Genomic DNA, 25,383 nt, shown 5'->3' with positions numbered 1-25,383 from the left:
AGTTTCCTAAGCTCATCTCAAACCGGAAGCAGATTTATGGCAGCAAGAGCAGTGCAGATCGACGAAAAGTTAGATATTAATTCCTCTCACCCTTTAAAAATGAGCGATCGCAACTTAATGAAGAGTGTTGTTGACTAGGTTGTCATTTTACCTTTTAGCAAAAGATAAATAGAACCAGGTAACCAAAAACCCAAAACTATGGATAAACGCGAAGCGACTCCTATCCAGTTCAAGCTGCGATCTTGAAAACTGCTATATATTGAGAAAACACAGGAGACAACACCGATTGCACCGATGATTCGTAAGGTAATGGGATGACTTTTAGGAAAGAAACACGCAACAGCAAACGTTCCACACAATCCTACCAATCCTGCCAGAAAAAGTATGAATTCTAGCTGTTTGTCGGGTGGTCGAGTAGCAAATACATCTGGAGCCTGTACCAGAAGAGAAACAGCAGCTACTATTGATGATATTCCCAGCACAATCCATACAGTTCTACTCACGATCGCTCTCCCACAGGAAGTTAACTGTGTACTCCATCCTCTATTTCATTCTTGAGGATTGTACTGGTAGTATTCCCATAAATTCAAACTTTATAATAGAATTCGTGTTTGAAATCGCACATAAAACTTAATATCCTTGCCAGACAAAATAGGGAATTATTCCCGCTACCATACCTAAAACAGCAGTTACAGTCGTCGCCAAACGTGTTTGTAATTTACCATACTTGTACTGGAAATTCTGTAATAAGAGAGCAGTGCTGCTCGCTATTGACCAACTCATAATTATGAAGCTGAAAAAGAGAGCTTTAGTAGCATCTAATGTTCCCATTTCTACTTGAGTTGTACTAATTAACCAAATTCCATTTAGCATTCCACAAAGAACTATAATCTTGTCTTGGGGGATTTTAAAAAAACTAATTCTTAGAAGAAAGATTGTAGAGATAGGTAAACTAAGGACAAGAATCATAAAAGCTCCAACGATCAATGAATTAAACATACTCTTTAAAAGAGTAAAAGATATGAAAATTTCCAGACCGAGCAGTACACTTATAAATGTACGACCAAGCTTGTCATGTTTATCTTCTAAAAAATTTACTTTATTCTTGATATGGAAATCTATTAAATTACGAGCAAAAATATAACAAAAGACACTTGTAGATAAGTTTATAAGGAAGAAAGGTAGCCCAAAAACAGAAAAAATAGAAAAAGTCCCTAAAATACCCCCAACTCCAGAAAGAAAACCTGCGCCAGCCAGAATACCGTTATATGCAAGTTTTTTAGGTATTAAACTGGCTAATACTAAATTGATTGCAAGTGCTAGAAATTCACAACCAACCAAATTAGTGAGAGATTTCCGCGTGAGAAATCCAACAGCCAAACTCATTAAACAGTACCAAAAGAAACAAAAGCATATACAAGAGAAGGTATTATTTTTTATATTTTTAAGTATCATAATTTAAATGACTGGTAGATGAGATAGTATCAATCCGGTTAATTATCAAAGCGATAAGACGATTTTTTCCGTGCTCTGGTAAGCTCTCTTCAATTTAAAAGTTATTTAACTTGCTAGCATTGCATACCCTTCGTTTCACCAATCAAATAAGATTGCTGTAGTTGCTCTGTCTTCGCTATCACCAACAATGTATAGCGTTAATTAAGAAAATTTGTACTTATCGGTAGAAATTAACCGTATATTGCCAATTTAACCCATTCTTAAAATTTTTATACTGTAAATTCTACGGATTCCGCTCAAAATCTAAATTTTGTAGTTTTTCACAATCATTCTTGAAAAAAAGTTCGCCCTGAGGGTATTTGGAAAGCAGAAATCTTGAGACAGTGCTTGGGGCTTAGGTTCAGCCAAGGAATGAAAACAACGTACCTTGTAGCCCCACTTGGAATTTTCTGGTGTTTAAATAAGCAAATACTGGAGTGTTTATGAAGTTAGGTAAAGCTTTTTTAAGTTTTAGGATGATTTGATTGAACTATGTAGAGGTACTGATATCTTTAAAAAACATACCTTAGAAGCAGAGGTTTAAGAAATGAACGGTTCAAATACTCCAAATCCAATCGGTGTATCAGTTGCAATGGGAGCTTTAGTTGTGCTGACAAGTGCTGGAATCATTACCATCATGAGCCTCTTCTAGGGCAAAAAATTTTAAATTTAATAAAAAACTTTACAAAAGCCCCTCCAAAAAATGAGAGGGGTTTTTACATTTAGTAACAACGTTTTAAGAAGGTAGAATTTTCTCCCTTGTCTCCCCCCTCTCCCTTATCTCCCTTATCTCCCTTATCTCTCTTATCTCCCCCCTCTCCCTTGTCTCCCCTCAATCCCCAGGAACAAACTTAACGAGAGAAGCATCTGTTATGGGAAATAGCTTTTCAGATACATCGGTATCTAGCTAAGTCGGTCAGGTATCTTCCTGGTTAAGCGCAAGTAATGGTAATGTTTAGATCAACGACTCCCTATAAAAGAAGTATTCAAAAGTTTTTCGCTACTATCGCGTTCTTTGCTCCAATATTAGTAGCACTTCCGAGTTATGCTGAAAAACCAGAACACGTTAAACAGCTAACGGAAACTAACAGATGTTCTAAATGCGATCTTAGTTACACTAACTTCAGCCGGAAAAATCTCGTTCGTGCTGACTTGTATGATGCTAATTTAACAAATGCAGACTTAAGTGGTACAGACTTAAGTGGTGCCGATCTTAGAGATACTGATTTAAAAAGTGCTAAGTTATTCCGTGCAAATCTATTTCGCACTGACTTGAGTGGAGCTAATTTAAGTAATGCCGATCTCAGTGGTGCTAATTTAAGTGGTGCAGACCTCAGAAATGCTAATTTAAGCAATACAAATTTAAGTAATGCCGATCTCAGTGGCGTCAGTCTCAGTGGAGTTACTCTCACTAATGCGGATCTTCGGGGCGTGCGATTGAATAATGTCAACCTGAATGGTGTGAGTTTTGATGGGGTGAACTTGAGTGGCGTAGATTTGAGAAATGTGAATCTTATTGGTGTTTCTCTCAATGGTGTTAACCTCAGTAGGGCAAACTTGGATAGCTTTAACTTGAGAGGCGTGCAGTTGAAAAGTGCCAATCTCAGTTATGCTAACTTGCGCCGTGCGGATTTGAGTAATACCAACTTGCAAGGAAGTAATTTGCAATATGCCAATCTTGATAACGCCGACTTAAGTGGCGCACAACTCGCGGGTGTGAATTTTAGGGGCGCAACTCTGCTTGATGCAGATCTTAGGGGTGCGAATATAGATACCGCTCAGTTACCAAGTGATGGTTTTATTGCGGAGGCTCCCGATTATACCCGCTGGGGGGATAATCGTTATAAAAAGAGCGATTATAAGAATGCGATCGCCTACTACAATCGAGCAATTGAAGTCAATTCCAAATTTGCGGAAGCTTACACGAGTCGGGGTCTTGCTAAGAGCCAACTGGCAGATAATGAAGGTGCGATCGCCGATTACAATAAAGCCATAGAAGTTGACCCCAATTATGCCAGAGCATACAACAGTCGGGGATTAACGCGCCTCGACCAAAAAGACTACCCAGCCGCCTTAGCTGATTTTAATAAGGCGATCGCTATAAATCCTAAATATGCCGAAGCGTATAACGGACGGGCGACAATTTACCGCATTCAAAAAGATTATGCAGCTGTCATTGCAGATGCTTCTGAAGCTATTCGTCTAAATCCTAAATTATCTGAGGCATATAATAGCAGGGGTGTGGCTCAGTATGCCCTGAAAAACTACACCGCAGCACTTAAAGATTTTGACAAAGCCATTGATAATTCTAACAATTGGGCTTGGGCTTATTTCAATCGGGGGCTGACTCGTCAAGCTCTAGACGATTACAAGAATTCAACAAAAGATTTCGATAGGGCTATCGAGCTAGATAGTGATTATACTGAAGCGTATTATCAACGAAGTCTTGCTCGCTTTGCTCGTAAGAAGTATGATGATGCGATTAAGGATTGCGATCGCGCGATTGAACGCAATTCCAAGTACGCAGAAGCCTATGAAAACAAGGGGAATTCCCTGTTGGCTTTGAAAAAGGTATCTGAAGCTAAGCAAGCTTTTGAGCAGGCTGCAAAAATCTACAATCAGCGCAATGACACTAGTGGTTTAGAAAGGGTGCAACAACTGATTGCAGCGCTGTAAGGGAACACAAAAAAATAAATTTCTCTGAAGAAAAACATCCCAACTCTACTACGTTGGGATGTTTTTCTTATACTAATTCTATATGAGGTTGCGCTTAAAATTCCCTCACATTAGAAATGTGGGGCTATACAAACAAAGTCCGCCTGCGCGGACTAATTAGATGCATCTTTATCTTTATAGAAAATTGGTATTAGATATTTTTTGCTAGCAAATATGGGGATACAATTACCTATGCTTGCGACAAAGCGGCGCGTTAAAAATTGCAATTTACTTCAAATGGTTGTGAAATAATATATGGTTTTGATTCAAAATTCCTGTCATGAATGTCATAACTTGATTCCGTTTAAAATTGGGCAAACAGCAATCAATAATAAGCTAAGATGGTACATTTCCTATAGTTGTCCTTTTTGTGGCTCTTCAATGGAATTTGACGGGATTGGCTACTCACCAGAAGAGATACGACAAGAAATTTTGAAAGATGAGGGAGAATGGGAGATAATAATCGAAAATTTTAACCAACAAAAGCAAAATATTACCAAATCATTACGCAAAATACTAGAACTGTCTGCATTAGAATTACATCAAAAGCTTAAAACTCTTAGGGAAAACCCTTCCATTCTATATAGTGGTACTCAATCTGAAATGGAATGGCTGTATACCTATCTCAAATCAGATGGTATAGAGTCAATAGTTTTGCAACCTAAGATAGCAGAAAGAATGAATAGTTCAACTAATAAATTTGATATATGGGTTGAGATCGATGAGTATAGTACAACAGAGGAGCAGCATTTTGATGATGAGTTTTGCAATGCAATAATACAGTTTTTGGATGGTTCGCGAATTGGTCTTAATATCTGGAGTGAAAAATACTTCTACGATCGAGTAAAAAATCTTGAATGGGTAGAGGAACAAGTTGCCATTTTGCCAGATCTTGTAGTACGAGATTTCAACGCTTCATCGATTCGGCAAGCTATTACAAACCTAGTGAATAAACACAATTGGTTGGAAGGACGCGGCTTTCCTTATCAAAGCGACGACTGACTCCACAGTGATATAAAATTTTGCCTGCTTGTTCGTGATACTGAATTTCTCTACATGACTTGCCGTGCAGTGTAAGATATGAAAGCGTATCAGTTCACTTGAGGCAATGCGATTAATTTTGTACAGCAAGCCGGGATGTCATTTGTGTGAGGGTTTACAAGAAAAGTTGGAACAAATTGTGGAGAAGCAAAGTATTACATCTCTACAATTGGAAATTCGGGATATTACGACTCGTGACGATTGGTTTCAGGCGTATCAATACGAGATTCCAGTACTTTGTCTTGTAAACAGTAGAGGCGCTGAGGAAGAGGGAACAGAGCAGCCTTTACCTCGCCCTTCTCCTAGAGCGACGGTGCAGCAGCTGGAAAAAACGCTTCAGAAGTATGTTTAGAAGAAGTTTTTTGTAAAAATGGTATCATGTCTGGTTAATTATTAGTTTGTAGTTGCGCTGTCTTCGTATGCATTCCAACTACAAACTGAAAAATTAAGTGTTTATCCGCCGAACTTGATATGACTCGCTCTTCCTAAAAACAAACTGAACAAACAGATGCCTAATACTGAGAGTTTTAATGATAACCAAAAAGAAATTTCCGAGGAAGTCAGGCAGTCTGCTGAACAAGCACGAGAGTCTGCTGAACAAGATAGGCAGTTTGCTGAAAACGTTCGTCACTTAGAGGAGGAAGTACGGCAGAAGAATGAAAAAGTACGAGTTGAAAGCGAAAAAGCACGAGAGTCTGCTGAGCAAGCACGAGAATATGCTGAACAAGCACGAGAGTATGCTGAACAAGCACGGCATGAACGAGAGCAGCAACAGATAATTCTAAACGAGATTCAACAGACTCTCAAAGAAATACAAGCTAGAACAAGTGACGCGGGTCTATAACAGTGGTTTGCTCTCTAAATCAGCAATTGCGCTGATTAATACCTCTGGCTCAACAGGTTTGGCAAGATGCCGTTGAAAGCCAGCTGCCATTGCCTGCTGATAATTAATATCCCCCGCATAAGCAGTCAAGGCGATTGCCAAAACTTGTCCACCCTGTTCTGGTAGGAGCGATCTCACTTGCTGCATCAGCTTATAGCCATCCCGATTTGGCATCCCAATATCACTAAGCAGCACATCTGGCAGGAATTGGGTTAACAGTGCTAACGCTTCATCTGCGGAAGTGGCTGTCATGACGTTTGCTCCGGCTTGCTCCAATACAAAAGCGATGAACTCTAACGAATCGATCTCATTGTCAACTACTAAAATTTGCGTGCCTTGTAAACTACCAGCACCCTCAGAGGGGTGATTGTCTTCATGCTCTTGGGGTTGAGCAGGTGTAAGCGGCAGCCTCACCGTAAAGGTTGCCCCCTGTCCTTCACCCGGACTTTCTGCCCACACCGTCCCACCATGCGCCTCAACCAATTGACGCACGATCGCCAACCCCAAGCCCAATCCTCCAAATCGGCGGGTAGTCGCTCCATCAGCTTGCCGAAAGTAGTCAAATACAAATGGCAAAAAGTTGGGATGAATGCCAATGCCTGTGTCACGGACGGTAATTTGGGCATACTTTGTCATTTTTCCTACCCTGCAGGAAACTGCTGACGCGTCTGTGTCATTTGTCATTTGCTCTTTGCCTTTAAGTGATGACATTGACAAACACACTTCGAGCCGCCCTCCTGACGGTGTGAACTTAACCGCATTGGAGAGGAGATTCCAAACGACTTGCTGTAATCGGGTGGCATCTCCCAAAATAGATGGAATTTGAGGAGCGAGCGTTGTCTCTATCTCAATCGATTTGGCTTGGGCTGCCAACTGTACAGTTTCAATGGCTGCTTGAATGGTTGCCGCCAGATTAACTTGCCCCACATTTAGACTGAGCTTACCGCGTAGAATGTGGGAGATATCCAGCAAATCCTCAATCAGTTGGGCAAGCAATCTGGCATTTCGCTCAATGGTTGCCCAGGCTTTCGCTGTTTGGGCTTTATCTAGATTGCCTCTTTTAATCATCTGAAGCCAACCCAAAATTGGATTAAGGGGCGATCGCAACTCGTGCGATAGCACTGCCAAAAACTCGTCTTTCATTCGGTTGACTTCCTGCGCCTGCTGGTAAAGACGGGCGTTGTCTAACGCCAATGCTGCCCGATGTCCTAATTCTTCTGCCACTGCCACATCTGACTTTTGGTAGTAGCGCTTGGAGTTTGCGCTTAAGCAAATGGTTAATACTCCGAGTTTTCGACCATGAGCAATCAGAGGGACGGCGATTAGCGATCGCATCTGGCAGTCTCGCATGAATTGCAGATGGTCAGCACTGGTGGCTGCTGTTTGCATCCATGCCTCAGTGACATAAGGCACAAAGTTAGCTTTGCCACTGGCAAGGACGTTCATAACGGGATGGCTTTCATAGTCTTGCGGCGGCACATAACGCTGTAACTGCTCAAACCAATTGAGCATTGTCGGATCGCGGTGATGCCAGCCAACTCGTTCGATCTGGTGATTGGAATTGAGGAGATCGAAGAAACAAAAGTCAGCTAGAAACGGCACGGAGATCCGCGCAATATTAAACACTGTGGTTTTGTAATCGATCGATTTTGCCAAAACTTGACTGGCATCTGCCAGAAAACGCTCGCGTTCCTCTGCCTGGTGCGATCGCGTTCTATCTCGCAAAATCTTGACCAGTCCCTGAACGTCGCCTGCTTCATTGTGCAGTTGCATCATCAAGCCACTGGCAAAGAAACGGCTGCCATCTTTACGAAGGTGCCAGCGTTCATCTTCTGCCCGTCCCTGGGTCAGAACGGTCTGAAGTTCCTGCTCGGCTTGTCCGGTTTCTTTATCCTCCGGTGTAAAGATAATGCGACTGTCATGACCGATAATTTCTGCCTCTTTGTAGCCTAACAACCGCTCGGCTCCAGAATTCCAACTGGTGATGTGTCCATTAAGGTCGAGCGTAAAGATGGCATAATCTTTCGCACTTTCAACAATTAGACGAAAACGGGATTCACTTTCGCGCAAGGCGGATTCTGCTTGCTGGCGTTTGGCTTTGTCCTGTTTGCGCCCGGTAATGTCTCGAAAATAAATACTGAAACCAGCCTTACAGGGATAGGCATGAATTTCTAGCCACATGGAAGAAGGTTCATCGAACACCTCAAAATGTGCTGCACCCGGTTCTGCCACAATCCGACGATAAGTTTGCTCCATGACTGTACCAATCGCCCAGGGTTGCATTTCTTGCCACGTCTTAGCAGTCATTTCCTCCGGTTGCAGTTTCGTTAATCGGGCAGCTTCCTGATTGACATAGGTAATTCGCCATTCCCGATCGACACACACGAAGGCATCTGTAATACTTTCAAGAATATCAATGGCTCGTTGCGCCGATTCATCCAAGGCTTGACGGGTTGCCTCAGCTTCAGCACGGGCAACTTGCTCGCGCTGCAAGGCAACAATAGCCGTTTGACGCAGATGAATACTCTGTAGGGCAGCAGAGGTAAAGTCAGCAAGGCTGGTCATAATCCGCACGTCTTCAGCATCAAACCGCCGTGCTTCGTCATGGGACACAATCCAGATCGTACCCAACGGTTGATTAGCATTCATCAACGGAATCACTAAACCTTCAACAATGATAGGTTTTGCTATCTTAAGGTAGGGGAAGTACCGCTCGGGATAGGAATAAAGTTGAGGAGCTTGGCGGTCCAGACAGATGCCGCAGGGACTAAAGTTTTTGGGGGTTGTCTCTCCCTCATAGCTTGCTAACGCTCCAGCAAGCGCACTCCAGCGAAAGATTTCTTCCCCATCATGAGTCACTTCCAGTAAGCTCACTCCAGCGGTTCCCGCCAGACAAAGCTCCTTCGCAGCAGAGACTAAGGCTTGGAGCATCATTTGAGGTTGCTCTGCCAGTTGCCGAGTCAGCAAGTGAAGAGATTGAATTTCAGCCTGTAAGTTAGGGGTTCTAGGCGATCGCTCAGCTAACGCTGCTGTCATCAAAATATCGTCTAAACTTACAGAAGGAACTGTTTCAGACATCCAATTTCTCCTCTGGGAAATATTTCTTCAACAAAGCTTTCCCAGGTTCGCCAAGCGATCGGGTCATCACTCTCTAGATTTAGATAAAATTATCATAGGACAAGTAGTATAACCCAGCTTACCTTCTTAAGACAGAGATGGGAAATTTTCTCCAATCGGAGGAGAAGTAGCTAATAAGCCTTATTGCTCCTAGCTAGAAACATAGGGGTGGGTGCGTTAGGTAGGGTACTGTACAGATAAAAAAAAGGTGTATTCTTAGCGATAAGATGGCTACAAATTTGCTGTCGTAATTGAGTTAATGGCAAGCAGGTGAGCGATCGCTCTTACGGCACTCGCCTATGAGTACAGAAGCCCCGTCCGCAGGGAGCGGCGGGGTAGTTCGCAAATGTCTTCCTTCTCAATCAGATTTACTTTTGATTTCTTCAGTCAGTGTTGTTGTCCATTGAGAAACTTCTTCTACTGTCAAATTCCCTGCAGGCTGAAGCCTTCCATCCTTATATCCCCACTTTTCTACATCAATAAGATACTGTAATGGTGAGAGTAGCGTTCCCTGACAGAGTTTTTCCTTTGGGGGGGGATTGTTGATTTCATCTTGCAACCGCTTGGATAATTCTTGCATTACCCAGTTTGGTATGCGCGATCGCTCTGCTGGGTAGATAAAGCCAAAAAGAATTAAATGGCTGAAGAGGACTCGCCAGTCTGAGCCAAAGCAATGAAGCAGGTATGACCAATCTAAATGTTCAGCACAAGTGAGAATTACGTGAGCAACATCTGCTCCGTCATAGCGATCGCGAGCCATGATGAAGGACTTTGACCACAATAGGTCTTCAGGCGAACAAATTCGGACGGGAATACCCAGCACTTCCACGCTGACAGCACGCTGAAACCAGCCATTATCAACTTCAGTAATACCATTAGCAGAGTTAAAGATAATATCAACAAAGTTTTCACCACAGAAGGCTTTCGCTAACCAGTGTTGTGAATGCACTTCAGTATGACAACTCGCCGCAGATAGAACTTCCATAATTCGCTCTTTATCTTCTGGGCGAACGAAAATATCCAAATCCTTTGTCGGACGTGCAATACCCGTGTGGCGCTCAAAAGCAAATGCTCCTGCAACCAGAAATGGCACTTTAGACTCATTTAGGAGTTGGAGTGCTTGACAGTAGAAAGCGCGAGTTTGCGGTTCGAGTTCAATTTGAGTAATTATCTCAGTTTGCATATTCTTTATATTTGACTTCCCAGATCCTTTTAAACCCTCGTTTTCAGGCTTTTACCTAAAAATGAGGGAGACAAATGCGTAACTGCGTAAGAACTCGATCGTCCTTGAAAACTCAAAATAAATCTTCAATCCAGAGAGCGAAGCCGTACTCTGTAAAAATACTGATATATCTTAAAAACAAATGCTCCTATTGATGCATGAAAATCTACCCAGTAACTGCGCCATGATTGAGTTAAGTTGAATGGGGAAAAACTGATGGCGACAACGAAGGATGTAGTGCGTATAGCAGCAGTAGGAGATATCCATTGTACCAAGACATCTCAGGGAACCTTACAACCCGTGTTTGAGCAAGCGAGCGAGCTTGCCGACGTACTGTTGCTATGCGGCGATTTAACAGACTACGGGCAGCCTGAGGAAGCCCAAGTTCTTGTCAAAGAGCTAGCATCTGCCAAAATTCCAACTATCGCTGTGTTTGGCAATCACGATTATGAATCTGGAAAGCAAGATGAGGTCAAACAAATTCTTACCGAAGCAGGTGTGCGGGTGCTTGATGGGGATGCTTGTGAGATTAAGGGTATTGGTTTTGCTGGGGTGAAGGGATTTGCTGGCGGCTTTGGTTCTAAGGCGTTAGGAGCTTGGGGTGAAGAAGCCATCAAGCATTTTGTCCATGAGGCAGTGAATGAAGCCTTAAAACTAGAATCTGCATTAGCGAGATTGGAAACTTCTCAGCGCATTGCTGTACTTCACTATTCCCCAATCCAGGCTACCGTCGAGGGTGAACCGCCAGAAATTTTTCCATTTCTCGGGTCGAGTCGTCTTGAGGAACCACTCACCCGATATTCGGTGACTGCTGCTTTTCACGGTCACGCTCATAACGGTCATATAGAGGGGCGAACCATAAGTAACATTCCGGTGTATAACGTATCCATGCCGCTTCTGAAGAAAACGCTTCCCGACCAACCACCTTTTCACCTGTTAGAACTTGCAGTTGATGCAGGGGTTGTGAGTGTTTAATTGTTACGAATGTTGAAATAAATACGGGAAGTAATGCATCTTGTGGGGTGGGCTATCTTGCCCGCCCCAAAATAATTGTATTAAAATCAGAAAAACTCCCCAGGGCTAGTGAAGTAGACAATATAAAAATATTTACTCTTGAAAACCAACGGTTACGGCGTATGTAATCTCACATCTCACTTCAAGTCACCTCATGGGCGAATGGCAGCACTTCTCGAATGAAATCGAGTGGCTTTCTCCGTGCAAGTTCGCTTCCGTTCGCTGTGAAATCGCATCGCAGTTGCCAAGGTAAAACAATGGAAACACAAATATACAAATATCCGCGTACCCATCATATTGAGGGTTCGCGACTGCAACCTGGGGATGAAGATCTTGATAGCGTTCCCTTTAGCAGCATACAACAGCAATATGCAGTCGTCGAAGAAAAAGTAGATGGAGCAAATGCTGCTATTAGTTTCGGTGTTGATGGTCAACTCCAATTGCAAAGTCGGGGACACTATCTCACGGGAGGACAGAGGGAAAAGCATTTTAATCTGTTCAAACAGTGGGCAAATACCCACGCTGTTGCTTTTTGGCAGGTGTTGGGAACTCGTTATATTTTGTTTGGTGAATGGCTTTACGCCAAGCACACTGTGTTTTACGACGCTTTACCTCATTACTTTCTTGAGTACGATGTGCTGGATTTGGAAAAGCAACAATTTCTGAGTACGTCTAGCCGCAAGCAGTTATTAGGGGGGTTACCATTGGTTTCCGTACCCGTGCTGTTTGCTGGGGAACTCCTATCTCACAAACAACTGATAGGATTGCTGGGCAATTCCCATTACCAAACTCCCCAACATTTAGAACGCTTTCAGGAACTTTGCCAGGAACGGGGACTGGATGTAGAACGTTCTCTCAAGCAAACCGACCAAACAAATCTTATGGAAGGTTTGTATATCAAGATTGAAGTGGGAGATACGGTAACTGCACGCTACAAGTACGTTCGTTCGAGCTTTTTAACAACTATCAAGCAATCAGATGGGCATTGGCTCAACCGCCCCATCATACCCAATATTCTGCGTCCTGATGTCGATTTGTTCCAACCATGAATACTTCTGTTTCTTCAATATCTTGGTCGTTTCCTCACTGTCCTGACGAAACGAACTGGTCGCTCGATTGGTCGGCGTTAGAATCTGAGTTTGACTGGCTCAGTGCTTTGGCTGACTGTCCTCAAGACCCCCGCTACCATGCTGAGGGTGATGTTCTGATACACACGCGTTTGGTATGCGAGGCATTGGTTGCTTTACCTCAATGGCGATCGCTACCTCCAAAGGAGCGTTCTGTTTTATTTGCTGCTGCTTTGCTACACGATGTTGCAAAACCAGCCGCCACTCAAATAGAAGAAGATGGCGCTATCTCCTCTAAAGGTCATGTCCTACAAGGAGCAAAAATGGCACAAGAGATTCTCTGGGATTTGGATGTTCCTTTGAGAGAACGGGAAGCAATTGTTGCTTTGGTAAAATTTGGCAGTTTGCCTTTGTGGTTTTGGGATAAGCCCAATCCAGAACAGTCTGTTATTAGAGCTAGCCAAATTATACGTTGCGATATGCTGGCAATGCTTGCTGAAGCTGATGTTCGGGGGCGTTATTGCAATGACCAAGCCCAGTTGTTTGAGCGGATTGAGTTTTTCCGCGAATTTTGTCAGGAAAATATGTGCTTGGAGTACCCGCGATTGTTTCCATCGGCTCACAGTCGGTTTGTTTATTTTCAAAAAGAGAATAGCTACCCAGATTATGATGCTTATGATGACACTCGCTTTCAGGTTGTTCTCATGTCGGGATTGCCTGGTTCTGGTAAGGATACCTGGATTCAGGAAAATCTGGCAGACTGGGAAGTTATTTCTTTAGATGAATTGCGAAAGACAATGGGTGTTGACCCAGATGATGACCAAGGAGTTGTCACCAATCAAGCAAAAGCGATGGCTAAAGAATATTTGCGATCGGGACAATCGTTTGTTTGGAATGCAACGAACCTGAGCCGTCAGTTACGCGGGATGTTGATTCGCCTGTTTTCCAGCTATCAAGCCAGGATTCGCATTGTTTATTTGGAAGTTCCTTGGGATGAGTTGTTGCACAGAAATCGCAATCGCGACGCCATGGTACCTGAAAAAGTGCTTTACCGAATGAGGAGCCGTTTGGAAGTTCCCAATATTATCGAAGCGCAACAGGTGGATTGGATAACTCAATAGAAGGTAAAGGGTGGGTAATACCACCCTTCTATTTTTTATTAAAAAAACTGATGTTTTACCTTCAAAATTTGGAAAATATTTTATCAATGAGTTGCGTAAATTCTCGGTTTAACCCAGATAACTTTTATAACTGCACCTAAAACGCAGTTTTACACAACCTTAGTACACAAACAAGGAACTTAAATATGTCTATCAATGGAACTTACCTCAGCGACACACTTTACGGTACTGAAGGTAACGATGTTATCTATGGGTATCCCGCTTCTGGTTACGGCTCTGGTTACGATGATTACGATGGCTACGATACTTTATTTGGCTTTGGTGGTAATGATACCTTGTATGGTGGCAATGAAGATGACACCCTTTACGGTGGAGACGGAAATGATACTCTCTATGGCGGTCTGAATCCAACATACTCTGGTAATGACAAACTCTATGGTGGATACGGTGACGATCTCCTCTATGGTGGTGCTGGCAATGACGAGCTTTCTGGCGGTAGCGGCGATGACAAGCTGTATGGTGAAGCTGGTAATGACAAGCTTACTGGCGGCTATGGCTACGATACCTTAACTGGGGGTGCAGGCGCAGATACTTTTATTCTGGGTGAATGGGGAACTGTCTATGATAATGGATTGGGATTTGACACTATAAAAGACTTTAATTGGGCAGAAGGTGACAAAATTCAAGTCACTGGAAGTTTGAGTGATTACTCACTCAGCAACTTTGGTAATGGAGTAGATATCCTTTATAAAGGTGATTTGATTGCCTATGTCGAGAATACTCAGAACGTTATTATTGGTGCAGACTTTATTTTGGGTTAATCAGTACAGTTCTGCCTTGAAAATAATAAGGCGTTCCTGACTTTAAAATAGAACTTATACCCCCCTTAATCCCCACGCATGAAAGGGGGGAAATGGAAAATCCAATTCCCTCCCCAATGCATCTTACGGTGTACACACTAGTCTTCTAAAGTGCATTAAAAGCGGTTTCGATCCCCCCTAACCCCCCTTAAAAAGGGGGGAAATAGGTTTCCTATTTTCTACAACCGATCGCTTAGATACCAAAAATCTACCAAACTTAGCATATAAAGCAGGTAAGACTACCAATGTTAAAGCTGTAGAAGTGACTAAGCCACCTAAAACGACTATCGAAAGTGGTTGCAAAATTTCCTTACCCGCACCACTTTCTACAACCAGTGGTGCTAATCCCAAAGCTGAGGTAAAAGCTGTCATCAAAATAGCATTGAGACGTTCCATCGAGCCTTCGATTAGAACTTCTCTCAAAGGCATTCCTTCTTTCAATTTTGTATTGTAATTATCGACTAATAACAATCCATTGCGTGTTGCTACTCCAAACAGGGTGATAAAACCAACTAAAGAAGCAATGGAAATTACACCACCTGTTAAAGCGACTGAAAAAACTCCTCCTACCAATGCCAAAGGCAAGTTAATCATAATCATGGCGGTGGAAGAGATTGATTTGACGGAAAGATACATGATGATGGTAATAATGATAAAAGCGATCGCACTAAAAATTAAAATATTTTGACTGGCTCTTTCTTGTGCCTCAAATTGACCTGCATATTCAATGTAATACCCAGAAGGTGGATGTACCTGTTGATTGACTTTGTTACGAATTTCATTCACAATGGAGCGTAAATCTCTACCGCTAGCATTAGCAGAAACAACAATGAGACGGGAGACATTTTCACGGTTAATCGTGTTTGGTCCAGTTCCACTATCAATTGTTGCTACTTGTGCGAGGGGAATTTTATTTCCACTAGGAGTATCAACTAATAAATTGCGAATCGTTTCTGTATTTTGACGTGCTTCTGCTTTTAACCAAACCACCAAATCAAAAGTTTGTTGTTGCTCTAAAATTTGTGATACAACTTTTCCATTTAAAGCAGTTTCAATTGTTTCAGAAAGCTTTCCGATGGTCAATCCATATCTTGAAGCAGCAGGGCGATTAAACTTAATTTGTACTTGTTCTATAGGAACTTGAGGTTCTAGTTGCAAATCAACAATACCCTCAACCGTTTTCATAACCTCATTGACTTGACTTCCGAGATTGCGAAGTTGTTCTAAGTCCGAACCAAAAATTTTCACTGCGATCGCACTTCTTACCCCTGATAAAACCTCATCCATACGGTGAGAGATAAAACCGCCAATATTTGGTGCAACTCCCGGTAACTTATCAAATTCTTCCCGCAACTTAGCAATAGCTCCCTCCCTATCTTCCATAGCTTTGGGGCTCAATTCAATGTCTAGGTGTGCTGAATTCACACCCGCCGCATCAGCATCACCAGGAGCGCGTCCAGAACGCAATTGCACGTAAGGAAATCTCGGATCGCCTTTCAGTGCTGCTTGAATTGCTTCACCTGCAGCATTTGTTGCTTCTAAAGAAACTCCAGGATAAAGAGTTAGGGTATTGACTAAAGTTTGCTCCTGAAATTCTGGCAAAAACACTCTGCCAAAAGAAGGAAAAATAATAGTTGCTGCTAGCAAACTAGCAGTTGCTATAGCTAAAACAATTCCAGAACGTCGGAGAGAAAACGTCAATAAGGGATAATAAAGTTGCTTAAAACATCTGGCAACCCAAGGCTCTCGTTCTGGTAAATAACCGTTAGGTAAAAGAATTGCACATAAAGCAGGAGTGACAGTTAGGGCGGTGATACTCGAAGCAATTACTGCTGCCATATAACCCAAACCCATAGGAATAAAAATACTACCCTCTACACCAGTTAAAGCAAAAACTGGAGAGAAAACAACTATAGTAATGATGGTAGCGCCAAAGACCGAGTCTCGGACTTCCTGACAGCCCTCAAAAACAACATCCAAAACAGGACATGGGTTGGGAGAATGTTTATTTTCTCTCAAACAGCGATAAACATTTTCTGCATCTACAATTGCATCATCAACAGCCGAACCAATAGCAACTGCTAACCCACCCAACGTCATTGTATTTAAACCCTGTCCCATCCAATTGAGTAACAACACTCCTACCAATAAAGATAACGGAAGGGCTGTTAAACAAATAGCTAAATTGCGCCAATTCATAAGAAAGGGTATTAAAATAATGGCGACAATAATAGCACCTTCAACTAAAGCCTCTCTGACATTTTCAATTGAAGAATCAATATAACTTTCTTGCCGAAATGTTGCTTGTACTTTCACATTCTTTGGCAAGCTAGCCATAACTTCTTTCATGGCTTCTTCAATAGCACGAGTTACAGTAGGAGTATCGGCTTGAGGCTGTTTGTTAATCATCACAATGATTGCCTTTTGACCGTTAAAACTCCCATCTCCCCGCTTAATAGCTGCTCCAATTTGCACGTCAGCAACATCGGATATTCTTACAGGCGTACCATTGCGAGCCGTAATCGCAGATTGCTGTAATTCTTCAAGAGATTCAATGCGCCCGATACCCCGAATTAACTTTTCGCGATCCGAAGTGATTAAATAACCGCCAGGGGCATTGATATTAGCAGCAGATGTAGCTTCTACTACGTCTTCTAAGGTAACATTATAAGCTTTTAACTTTTCTGGCTCGACTAAAACTTGATATTGACGAACATCTCCTCCATAAGCAACAACCTGACTCACCCCAGGGACAGCTAATAGACGATTGGTGACTAGCCAATCTACTATACGTCGCAGTTCCATCAAGGAAGTGGGAGACACGGGAGAGGGGGGATAGGGGGTAGACACGGTAGAATTTTCTTCCTTGTCTCCCTTGTCCCCAATATAAAAGGCATACTGCAACACTGTTCCAATGGGAGAACTGGTGGGAGATATCTGTGGTGTTTCTACTCCTTCTGGAAGTTTGCTTTGAGCTTGTTGCAACCGTTCTGTAACTAATTGGCGGGCTTGATAGATATCTGTTCCCCAATTAAAAATGATTTTAACAACGGAAAGCCCTGACGCACTTGCAGAACGGACTGCTGTAATTCCTGGAGTCCCGTTGATAGAACTTTCAATAGGTAAAGTGACTAGGGATTCTACTTCTTCAGGGGCTAGCCCCGGTGCTTCTGTTTGAATTTCGACTTGTGGAGGTGCGAAGGTGGGAAACACATCTAAGGGCATTTGGATAATTGTACGAAATATCCACAGAGTTAGAATAATTGTTCCCAAAATGACGAGCCAACGACGTGCGATCGCCCACTTAATAATACTACTTAGCATATTTGATAGATTACTTGTAAAATTTTTGACCTTTATCGGGCAATGCCATCACTCCATTCTGGTTTTTCTGTGTGAGTTTCTTCTGGTAAAGTGATGGACTTTATCGGTGGTTGAGAGTTGGTTTGACGACCAGACCAGAAAGCACCAGCGATGAAAGCGACAATTGCGATCGCAGTTCCTCCCCCTGCTGCTAGCAGCCAAAACAGAGGAGTTGGGGATGGGGAAGTAGGGGAATGGGAAGAAGTTTGTTGGATTTCTTTTCCTTTGTGAGAACTGCTTCTTAAGGATTGAGCATAAAGCTGAGGTACGCGTTGTGTGACGATCTCGTCTCCTTGAAATAAACCAGTCTTGACCTCAACCAGATCTCCAGAAGTTTGACCTAAGGTAACCTCAACAGGTTGGTAAGTATTACCGCTTTGCACGTAAACTTGTTTCTTGCCATTTGCCTCAACTATGGCAGAACTGGGAATTACCAAGCTCTCTGACAATGCTTCATTAGTGAGAATTTCAAGTTCTGCAAACATTCCCGGTTTGAGAACTCCACTTGTATTATCTATTTCTGCTTTTACAGAAACAACTCGTGTATCGCCTTCCACCACAGATCCAACGACAGCAATACGTCCGTTGAAAGTGAGATTGGGAACAGAAGTCACTTTAACGTTGACCTGTTGACCTGTCCTAACTTTACTTAAATCCTTTTCATAAATACTTGCTGTTGCAAAAACTCGGCGATCGTTGACAATGGTCATGAGCTTACCACCGGCATCTTCAAAAGATTGACCGAGAGTTGCTTCCCTATCAGCAATTTTACCGAATATTGGCGCAGTTACCGTTACCAATCCTTTTACGTTTGCTCGATTTCCCAGTTGTTGCAGCCGAGTTTCATAAGCAGCATTGCTAAGTTTAATACGCGATTTTGCCACTTCAACGGCTGCTTGAGCGCGTTTGAGTTGATTTTCAGCCTCAATCACATCGCGGCGGCTGTTTGCTTTGGTGAGTTCTGCTTTTGCTCGTGCTAGCTGGGTTTGAGATTCCAAAGCGGTGCGGCGTGGTAAGGCACCAGAGTCTGTCAATTGTTGGTCTTTTTCGTATTTTTCTCGAGAAAAAGCAACCACGCTTTGTGCTTCTGCTATCTCTGCTGCTGCAATCTGCTGATATTTCTCGTAGTTTTGCTGGGCAAGCTTTAAGTCTGCGATCGCTTGTTGCAAATCGGCTTGTCCTTGAGCAAGTTTTTCTTGGGACTCAACGCGCAGTGTCACCAAATCGGGACTAGTTAAAACCGCAACAGGTTGACCTTTGCGAACCAATGCACCAGGTTCCACCAACAGTTCAACCACTTTTGCCCCAGAAATTGGAGTCGTAACTTCCACTTGTCGATTGGGTAAAGTTTCAATTTGTCCGATAGTTTTAATGCCAACAGCTAATCGCTGACGCTTCACTGGCTCAACTTGAATTCCCATGCGTTTAGCAGTTTCAGTTTCCACTTGAATCGAGGCGGTACCGCTAGTGGTTTCACCACCTTGAAATTCATTTCCGTGTCCGGCATGCGCTAAAACGGCTGTGGGGCTGGATAGTAACATAAAGCTTAGGGCTGCACTGGAAATGCAAGGAACTACTTTAAACAACTGAGGCAAAGACTTGGGCATGGTGCTTTAATAAATTTTTACTACTGGGAAGAAAGAATACAAAATGTGCATGCACCTTTCAGTTTGTCACTGAGAAATGAAAATGAGATGAAATCAGCAAACAGCCCTTATCCCTAAACCAACTCCCAAATCCCTTAGGGAGTTAGAGAAATCACATAATTTCGCTATCTAAGATTGCATGCAACTTCCTGACTTTAAAATTTCTGTACAGACACTTTCACTTAATGGTCTGTGAAGTAAATTTACACAGTGCAGTTCGTATAAATTTTTGAAAAAGATTTTCTTTACAGAACTTCATTTATTGATATTTCAGCTAATCCCCGTGTATCCCGTGGGATGACTTTGTTAAAACTATGGAAATAGCATATAGCATGATGCATTATTCAATCCACCATGTGATATGTTACAGACAATTGATGACAACATGAATATTAAAAAACCTTTGACGCGTCTGCCTTAAATATATTTATGTTTCCTAAAAGAAAAATGTCTAATTGGCACTTGCACTTAAAGAGGTTATTTCAAGCTTTATGCAGACCTCTAGTCAATCTGCTAAGAACGCTACAGGGATTGAAAAATTCTCGTCAACGGCTAGCCAAGACTTGCGAAAAGTTACAAAGACAATTAGAGACGACCCAAGACAGGGACAAAGCTTGGCAGACTTATACACAAGCTTTATTTCTGGCCAGGAAATGCAGCGATCGCCAGGAACTCACTCAAGTCATTCTTAAATTCGATCCGCTTTTAGGCGAACAAACTCCGAGTCCTAGCTTGGCGATCGGACAAGCACTCTCTTTTCTGCTAGAAGCAAAACCTCAAACCGCTCAAAATCTGGACGCTGCATGGCGACTATCGCAACGATTGCCCGAACCTTCATCGATACAGGAAATCCAGCAACAGATATGTTTGCAAGCAGCAAGAATTGGTGATAGCAACCTGCTGTTAGCTAAGTTACTCAAGCGGCGTCAGGAAGGTACTTTAGATAAATCACAACTTTTGGAAGTTGTCAATATTTTTTTAGAAAATCACACTTTTCAACTGGCCGCTCCTTGGAAGTCATTTTTTGCACAGTTGCAGCCAGATGAACTTCCCAAAATACATCAAGTTTACGCTCTTGTCGATCGCTATATTGAAGCTGCGGATTTGGCGGAAACTGCTCAAGATTACCGCAGTGCTGTGCATTACCTCATGCCTCTAGCTGGTCAGGAACATGCTTTGCGGCAGTTGAATTTGGCTAATCGGTTAGGAGATGAGAGAGCGATCGCTCAAGCGCATGAGAAAGTAGCAGAGATTTTTTGGCAAGATGGGGACTACACCACAGCCATCACACATTTTCAACCTGCAGGTAATCTAGAACGGGTCAGCGATTGTCACCAGAAACTTGGAAAATTAGGGCTAGCTATTCAATACCGTCCCAGTATTACCCCTGAGTGGGTGCAGTCAATTCGAGAATTATTAGAGAACACAGTTAGGTTACACATCGAACATCAGGAATTTTTAGCGGCTGTGCAGTTGTTAAAGTCTGTAGCCACAGCATGGCAGGAAAAATCTCAAGTACCTGAAGCTGAACGGACACAACGTCTTTTATCAGAAGCAGTCAGAACCGCTCGTGCTGCCTTAACGGCTGAGTTGTCAGGCTGTGCGGGACAGTCTACCACAGACCTGTTTAAACGCTGGAGTCTTCTGGAAGAGGCGGCGGGAAACTATCTCGAAGCTGCATCGCAAGCTGAGAAAGCCCAAGATTATTTTGCTGCTTCTGTGTTATTTGAAAAAGCTAGTGCATTTGGACAAGCTTTAGTTGCCCTAGAATCTGCTTCCCCGGAAGCAGTTGATATCGGAAGAAAGGCACAGTTGCTAGAAGAAGGCGGTGACTTTTTTATGGCGGCATCCCTGTATGAACAGTTGGGAGAAACCGAGCGGGCGATCGCACTTTACGCACAAGCCGGGGAGTTCTTGCGGGCAGCAGAGTTACGCCAACAGCAACTAGGTGATGAGCAAGCTGTGTTCGATCGCCAATTCCAAGAATTGCTGCAAAGATCTCAACGGGTAGAACAACTAGCCCAATTGTGTGCAGAGCAAGCCAATGCTGCAGGACAATCTGCTACCCAAAAAGCCAAATTATGGCGGCGGATCAAAGATTTGGCACAGCAAGATCTGTTGGGGCAAAAATGGCTGGACTTGGTAGCGATTGAGCTTCCTGAGATAGAAGTGCAGGATCGTCGCTATTTTGAGGAGCAGGCAACAAGATGGGTAACAGATGCAACTAAGCAAGTTTTAGCAGATTATGTTGATGCGATTGGTTTGGATTTAGGCACTAGTAACAGTGTAGTGTGTCTTTACAACAAACGAGAAAGAAGACCAGAAGTTGTGGAACGGCGAAGACAACGGCAGATCCCCTCGGTTTTCGCGATCGACCAATCGGGGCGGGAAATAGTAGGAACCCCCATTGCTGAGTTGTTGAGCAAGTCCCCTCGCGCCATCATCACCAAAGCTAAACGGCACATGGGAACAGACCTAAAATTTCGCGCAGCGGGTCAGGAATATCGAGCCGAAGAAATTTCCGCCCGCATTATCAACTGTGCGCGTGAGTTTGCCAGGGAGTACCTGCGAACACAGATTACCGCCCGAGTTTCGACAATTGCCGCAAGAACGATGGGATCCGCTGCTCCTGCTGATTGGGTGAATGAGTTTCTAGCGCAATATCCACCCGTAATTTCTTTAAACAACATCGTCATCACTGTACCAGCTTACTTTAATGAGGCGCAGAAACGGGCAACTAAAACTGCTGGATTTCTCGCGGATATTCGCGTGCTGCGGTTGATCCACGAGCCAACAGCGGCTTGTCTTGCCCAGCATATCTACGAACATAAAACTGAAACAATTTTAGTCGCTGACTTAGGTGCGGGAACTTTCGACCTTTCCATTATTGAAACTGGAAGTGGTGTGTTTGAAGTACATCAGATTGAGGGTGATAACACTCTTGGAAGTGCAGATTTAGACGAAATCATCTACACGCACTTTAATGAATTTGTCAAGGTTGAGACAGGGCAAGAGATTCCGCGCAACAGTCAAGCTGCAACTCGCTTGCGCCAAGCTTGTGAAGAACTCAAGATTGAACTGTCTACACAAAGCGAATGGACAATCGATTTACCTTATCTGATTGGCGATCGCACAATCCAATTAACCCTAACACGAGCAGAACTAGAACGATTGGCATCCCCCTGGCTGGAACGGATTCGCAGTACCTGCCAAAAAGTCACAGAAAAACCCACTCGTGTCCTGCTGATTGGAGGGGGTGGGCTAATGCCCGCAGTTCGCCAATGTATTGGCGATGTATTTCATCTAGAGCCTGATTCTGCATACGATCCCTTGACAGTTGTTGCCCGTGGTGCGGCTTTGCAAGCGGCAATTCTCACGGGTGATTTCCATAACACGCTGTTGCTTGATGTTGTACCTTTTAGTTTAGGGATTAAATGCCGGGTTGAGTCTGGGGAATTTCAGTTTAGTCGTGTCATTCCCAAACACACCACAATTCCCACTGACAACACCCAGCGATACACGACCACTGAAGATAACCAAACTGCGGTTAGAATTGAGGTTTTTCAGGGAGAATCATCTGTTTCTGAAGAAAATTTCAAGATTGGCGAATTTATCTTACAAGGCATTCCCATTGCCCCAGCCGGCGTACCGCAAATTGATGTTAAGTTTGCTATTGATGCTAATTGTTTGCTCACTGTAACGGCTCGGGACGTTGGGACAGGTAATGAACAGAGTATTACGATCGCTGATTCTCATTTGCTCACCCCCGCACAAATGACTTCGCTGCAAAGTCGATTCCGTGACTCACAACTCTATCAAAAATCGCTATCTGGTTTAGAAAAGCTGATGGCAAAGTTGCAAGCGACCTTGCACGATGTAGAAACAGCAGACGTTCTTGCTTTGTCAACCCGCTTTCAAGATCGCTTTCAAACTTACGAAAGACATCGGGAACGCTATTCACCCACATCTGCGAATAACAATACACTTTTTGATATTTATCGCGATCGCATTCAATTAGAGAACAACACCAGATTAGCACTAGATCAATGGAATACCTTAAGCCGCAGTATTCGCCTGTGGTTAGATGGTTATAAATCTTTAGATTGGCGTGCTACAGAAATTACCGATCGAGTACAGCGTTTGTTAGAAGATGGCGAGCAGTTACTGCAACGCGCTGAAGATGCCAAAATGGTTATCATTGATATCGCAGCCAACTATCAAAGATGGTTGAGCGTGCTGGAGAACTTGCCCATTAACCTTGAAGGTCAACCTCAAGAGCTAGCACAACATTTTTTACGTCTGCAACGTTACTCAGAAGCTTTGACCCAGTTTGAGCGACTGGCTGCACCTCTGTCTTCCCAACAAGTAGAACTTGGTTTAGAAATTCTAGCTCGTCTCCGACAACGCGAAGCTTACACAACGTTATTGCGCGAACATGCAGCCCCCTTGGGAGTTCACCAACCAGATTTTGCCAACCTCAATCATGCTGTCCGCATTTACACTGCCTCAGTTGTTTGGATACATGTTGATATGAATGGTTGGGCTGCAAGTGGCAGTGGTTTTGTCATTGGCTCTCGCTACATCGCTACCAATCGCCACGTACTCATAAACGAGAAAACAGGAAACTGTGTTCCATCCCAAGCTGTACGGGTGATTACCAACGAGGGGGCTTTGGAAGTTGTATCGATTCATTTGCCCAGTTGGGGTGCAGATGATGTAGCAATTTTGGAGGTGCAGCCAGTATCTAATCCGCTGACACCCTTGCGCTTGGGCTTTTCGGAACTAGTAGAAGTGGGAGAGCGGATTGTAACCGTTGGTTTTCCTTCTCCTGAAAGTGGAGGATTTGTCGAGAATCTCTACTGCAACATAGGGTTAATTAATCGTGTCCGTCCCAGCCCGCTTTGCTCTCAGCGAGTGCTGGAGGTGAGCATTCCTTTGCAAGGAGGTATCAGTGGCGCACCTATCTTGAATCAATGGAGCGAAGTAATTGGACTGTTAACTTTCTCGTTGGAGCGCAGACAGGAGTCGGCTAGCGGACAGATTCACAGCGATCGGTCATTTTATGCCATTCCGGTAGAACTTTTACGCCGCTTGCGAGCCGCAATTAATAATGAATGGTAACTACTAGGGCGCTCGTCGAGATAAGTAGAGAGGCGCAAAAAAACCGAACTGTGTAACGAAGCTAGGACTTACGCTCAGTCATACCAAATCCGTTTCTCCAACCCCTTTTACCCTAACGATTGGAAATCGTGGCTGTACAAACGAAGTCCGCCTACGCGGACTAGATTATTAAAGGGGGTACAAGAGGCGGATTTAGTATCAGTCGTTGCGCTACATAATCTAGTACAAACTCCCCCAGTTTATCAAATCGTTCCTGTCCAAATTGCTCTTTCAGTTCCCGCAACAACAAATTGCGATCGCTTTTAAGCTTAGATGCCAGGATTCGATTTATGTGCTGCATCAACTAAATCTTTAAGCCATCCTTCAGATTTGGCTTTTTGTATTAATCTGAAAACGATTTCTTTTAAATCACTACCTACAACAATTACGTTTAAATTTTTTTCTAATTTAACTAATAACATCTCCTCTAACGAAAATTTATTAGGAAAAGCATCAATGAAAGCTTCTTGTAATTTTTGATGCTGTTTACCAGATAAGTGTATATTTTTCAATACAAGTTAGTTATATTGCAGATAATTCGAGAAAATAATGCAATACAGTTGTATAACCGTTAGTGAATGCGATTCACACCTAATGCAAGACCTAATTCTCGCACTCGTCCAATACGCGATAACTATTATACAACAGCAGGCGGGACTGGGAAATTGAGTCATCTCCTA

At 43.2% G+C, this 25,383-nt stretch carries 16 protein-coding genes; 9 read left to right on the top strand and 7 right to left on the bottom strand.

The window, feature by feature from the left end; all coding sequences use genetic code 11:
• Positions 1–134 precede the first annotated feature (134 nt).
• Both AB0756_RS03080 and AB0756_RS03075 read right to left on the bottom strand, forming a co-directional pair.
• Complete coding sequence (locus AB0756_RS03080; RefSeq protein ID WP_050046501.1) at positions 135–503, bottom strand: hypothetical protein; 369 nt, start codon at positions 501–503, stop codon at positions 135–137.
• 127 nt (positions 504–630) lie between these two features.
• Complete coding sequence (locus AB0756_RS03075) at positions 631–1,386, bottom strand: hypothetical protein (protein WP_050046500.1); 756 nt, start codon at positions 1,384–1,386, stop codon at positions 631–633.
• 1,059 nt (positions 1,387–2,445) lie between these two features.
• Here AB0756_RS03075 and AB0756_RS03070 point away from each other — a divergent pair.
• From AB0756_RS03070 to AB0756_RS03055, 4 genes are all read left to right on the top strand, one after another.
• Positions 2,446–4,170: a pentapeptide repeat-containing protein gene (locus AB0756_RS03070; protein WP_038082595.1), complete on the top strand. Its 1,725-nt coding sequence runs from the start codon at positions 2,446–2,448 to the stop codon at positions 4,168–4,170.
• Positions 4,171–4,464: 294 nt separating this feature from the next.
• The gene (locus tag AB0756_RS03065; protein WP_038082594.1) at positions 4,465–5,211 is read left to right on the top strand and encodes a hypothetical protein; all 747 of its coding nucleotides are present in this window, start codon (positions 4,465–4,467) and stop codon (positions 5,209–5,211) included.
• A gap of 106 nt (positions 5,212–5,317) precedes the next feature.
• Entirely contained in the window at positions 5,318–5,602 is a 285-nt protein-coding gene (locus AB0756_RS03060; RefSeq protein ID WP_038082593.1) for a glutaredoxin family protein, read from the top strand.
• Between the two features lie 156 nt (positions 5,603–5,758).
• Positions 5,759–6,094, top strand: a complete 336-nt coding sequence (locus AB0756_RS03055; RefSeq protein WP_038082592.1) for a hypothetical protein — start codon at positions 5,759–5,761, stop codon at positions 6,092–6,094.
• Here the strand turns inward: AB0756_RS03055 and AB0756_RS03050 are convergent.
• A complete protein-coding gene (locus AB0756_RS03050; RefSeq protein ID WP_050046498.1) occupies positions 6,089–9,211 on the bottom strand; it encodes a PAS domain S-box protein in 3,123 nt (1,040 codons plus the stop codon). The two genes, AB0756_RS03055 and AB0756_RS03050, sit on opposite strands and share 6 nt — an antisense overlap.
• A 397-nt stretch (positions 9,212–9,608) precedes the next feature.
• Complete coding sequence (locus tag AB0756_RS03045) at positions 9,609–10,433, bottom strand: nucleotidyltransferase (protein ID WP_038082591.1); 825 nt, start codon at positions 10,431–10,433, stop codon at positions 9,609–9,611.
• Between the two features lie 255 nt (positions 10,434–10,688).
• On the opposite strand from AB0756_RS03045, the gene AB0756_RS03040 reads away from it, so the two are divergent.
• The 4 genes from AB0756_RS03040 (at position 10,689) to AB0756_RS03025 (ending at position 14,495) form a co-directional block, all read left to right on the top strand.
• A complete protein-coding gene (locus AB0756_RS03040; RefSeq protein ID WP_038082589.1) occupies positions 10,689–11,447 on the top strand; it encodes a metallophosphoesterase family protein in 759 nt (252 codons plus the stop codon).
• Between the two features lie 296 nt (positions 11,448–11,743).
• A complete protein-coding gene (locus AB0756_RS03035; RefSeq protein WP_038082588.1) occupies positions 11,744–12,535 on the top strand; it encodes an RNA ligase family protein in 792 nt (263 codons plus the stop codon).
• Positions 12,532–13,674 (top strand): AAA family ATPase, encoded by a 1,143-nt coding sequence (locus AB0756_RS03030; RefSeq protein WP_038082587.1) that lies wholly within the window; start codon positions 12,532–12,534, stop codon positions 13,672–13,674. Before AB0756_RS03035 ends, AB0756_RS03030 begins: the two co-directional genes overlap by 4 nt.
• 185 nt (positions 13,675–13,859) lie before the next feature.
• The gene (locus tag AB0756_RS03025; RefSeq protein ID WP_050046497.1) at positions 13,860–14,495 is read left to right on the top strand and encodes a calcium-binding protein; all 636 of its coding nucleotides are present in this window, start codon (positions 13,860–13,862) and stop codon (positions 14,493–14,495) included.
• A gap of 177 nt (positions 14,496–14,672) precedes the next feature.
• Here AB0756_RS03025 and AB0756_RS03020 read toward each other — a convergent pair whose 3' ends face one another.
• Together AB0756_RS03020 and AB0756_RS03015 are read right to left on the bottom strand one after the other, a co-directional pair.
• Positions 14,673–17,858, bottom strand: coding sequence for an efflux RND transporter permease subunit (locus AB0756_RS03020; protein WP_038082586.1), 3,186 nt, complete (start codon positions 17,856–17,858; stop codon positions 14,673–14,675).
• 32 nt (positions 17,859–17,890) lie between these two features.
• Positions 17,891–19,504, bottom strand: a complete 1,614-nt coding sequence (locus AB0756_RS03015; RefSeq protein ID WP_038082585.1) for an efflux RND transporter periplasmic adaptor subunit — start codon at positions 19,502–19,504, stop codon at positions 17,891–17,893.
• 486 nt (positions 19,505–19,990) lie between these two features.
• On the opposite strand from AB0756_RS03015, the gene AB0756_RS03010 reads away from it, so the two are divergent.
• Positions 19,991–24,664: an Hsp70 family protein gene (locus tag AB0756_RS03010; RefSeq protein ID WP_038082607.1), complete on the top strand. Its 4,674-nt coding sequence runs from the start codon at positions 19,991–19,993 to the stop codon at positions 24,662–24,664.
• Positions 24,665–24,972: 308 nt separating this feature from the next.
• On the opposite strand, the gene AB0756_RS03005 is transcribed toward AB0756_RS03010, so the two are convergent.
• Entirely contained in the window at positions 24,973–25,215 is a 243-nt protein-coding gene (locus AB0756_RS03005; RefSeq protein ID WP_038082583.1) for an effector-associated domain EAD1-containing protein, read from the bottom strand.
• Positions 25,216–25,383 lie beyond the last annotated feature (168 nt).

The sequence above is a fragment of the Tolypothrix campylonemoides VB511288_2 genome, assembly GCF_045999855.1.
Taxonomy (GTDB): domain Bacteria; phylum Cyanobacteriota; class Cyanobacteriia; order Cyanobacteriales; family Nostocaceae; genus Scytonema; species Scytonema bouteillei_A.
Note: the sequence above shows the minus strand (reverse complement) of the source record. Positions and strands in the feature narration are given on the sequence as shown.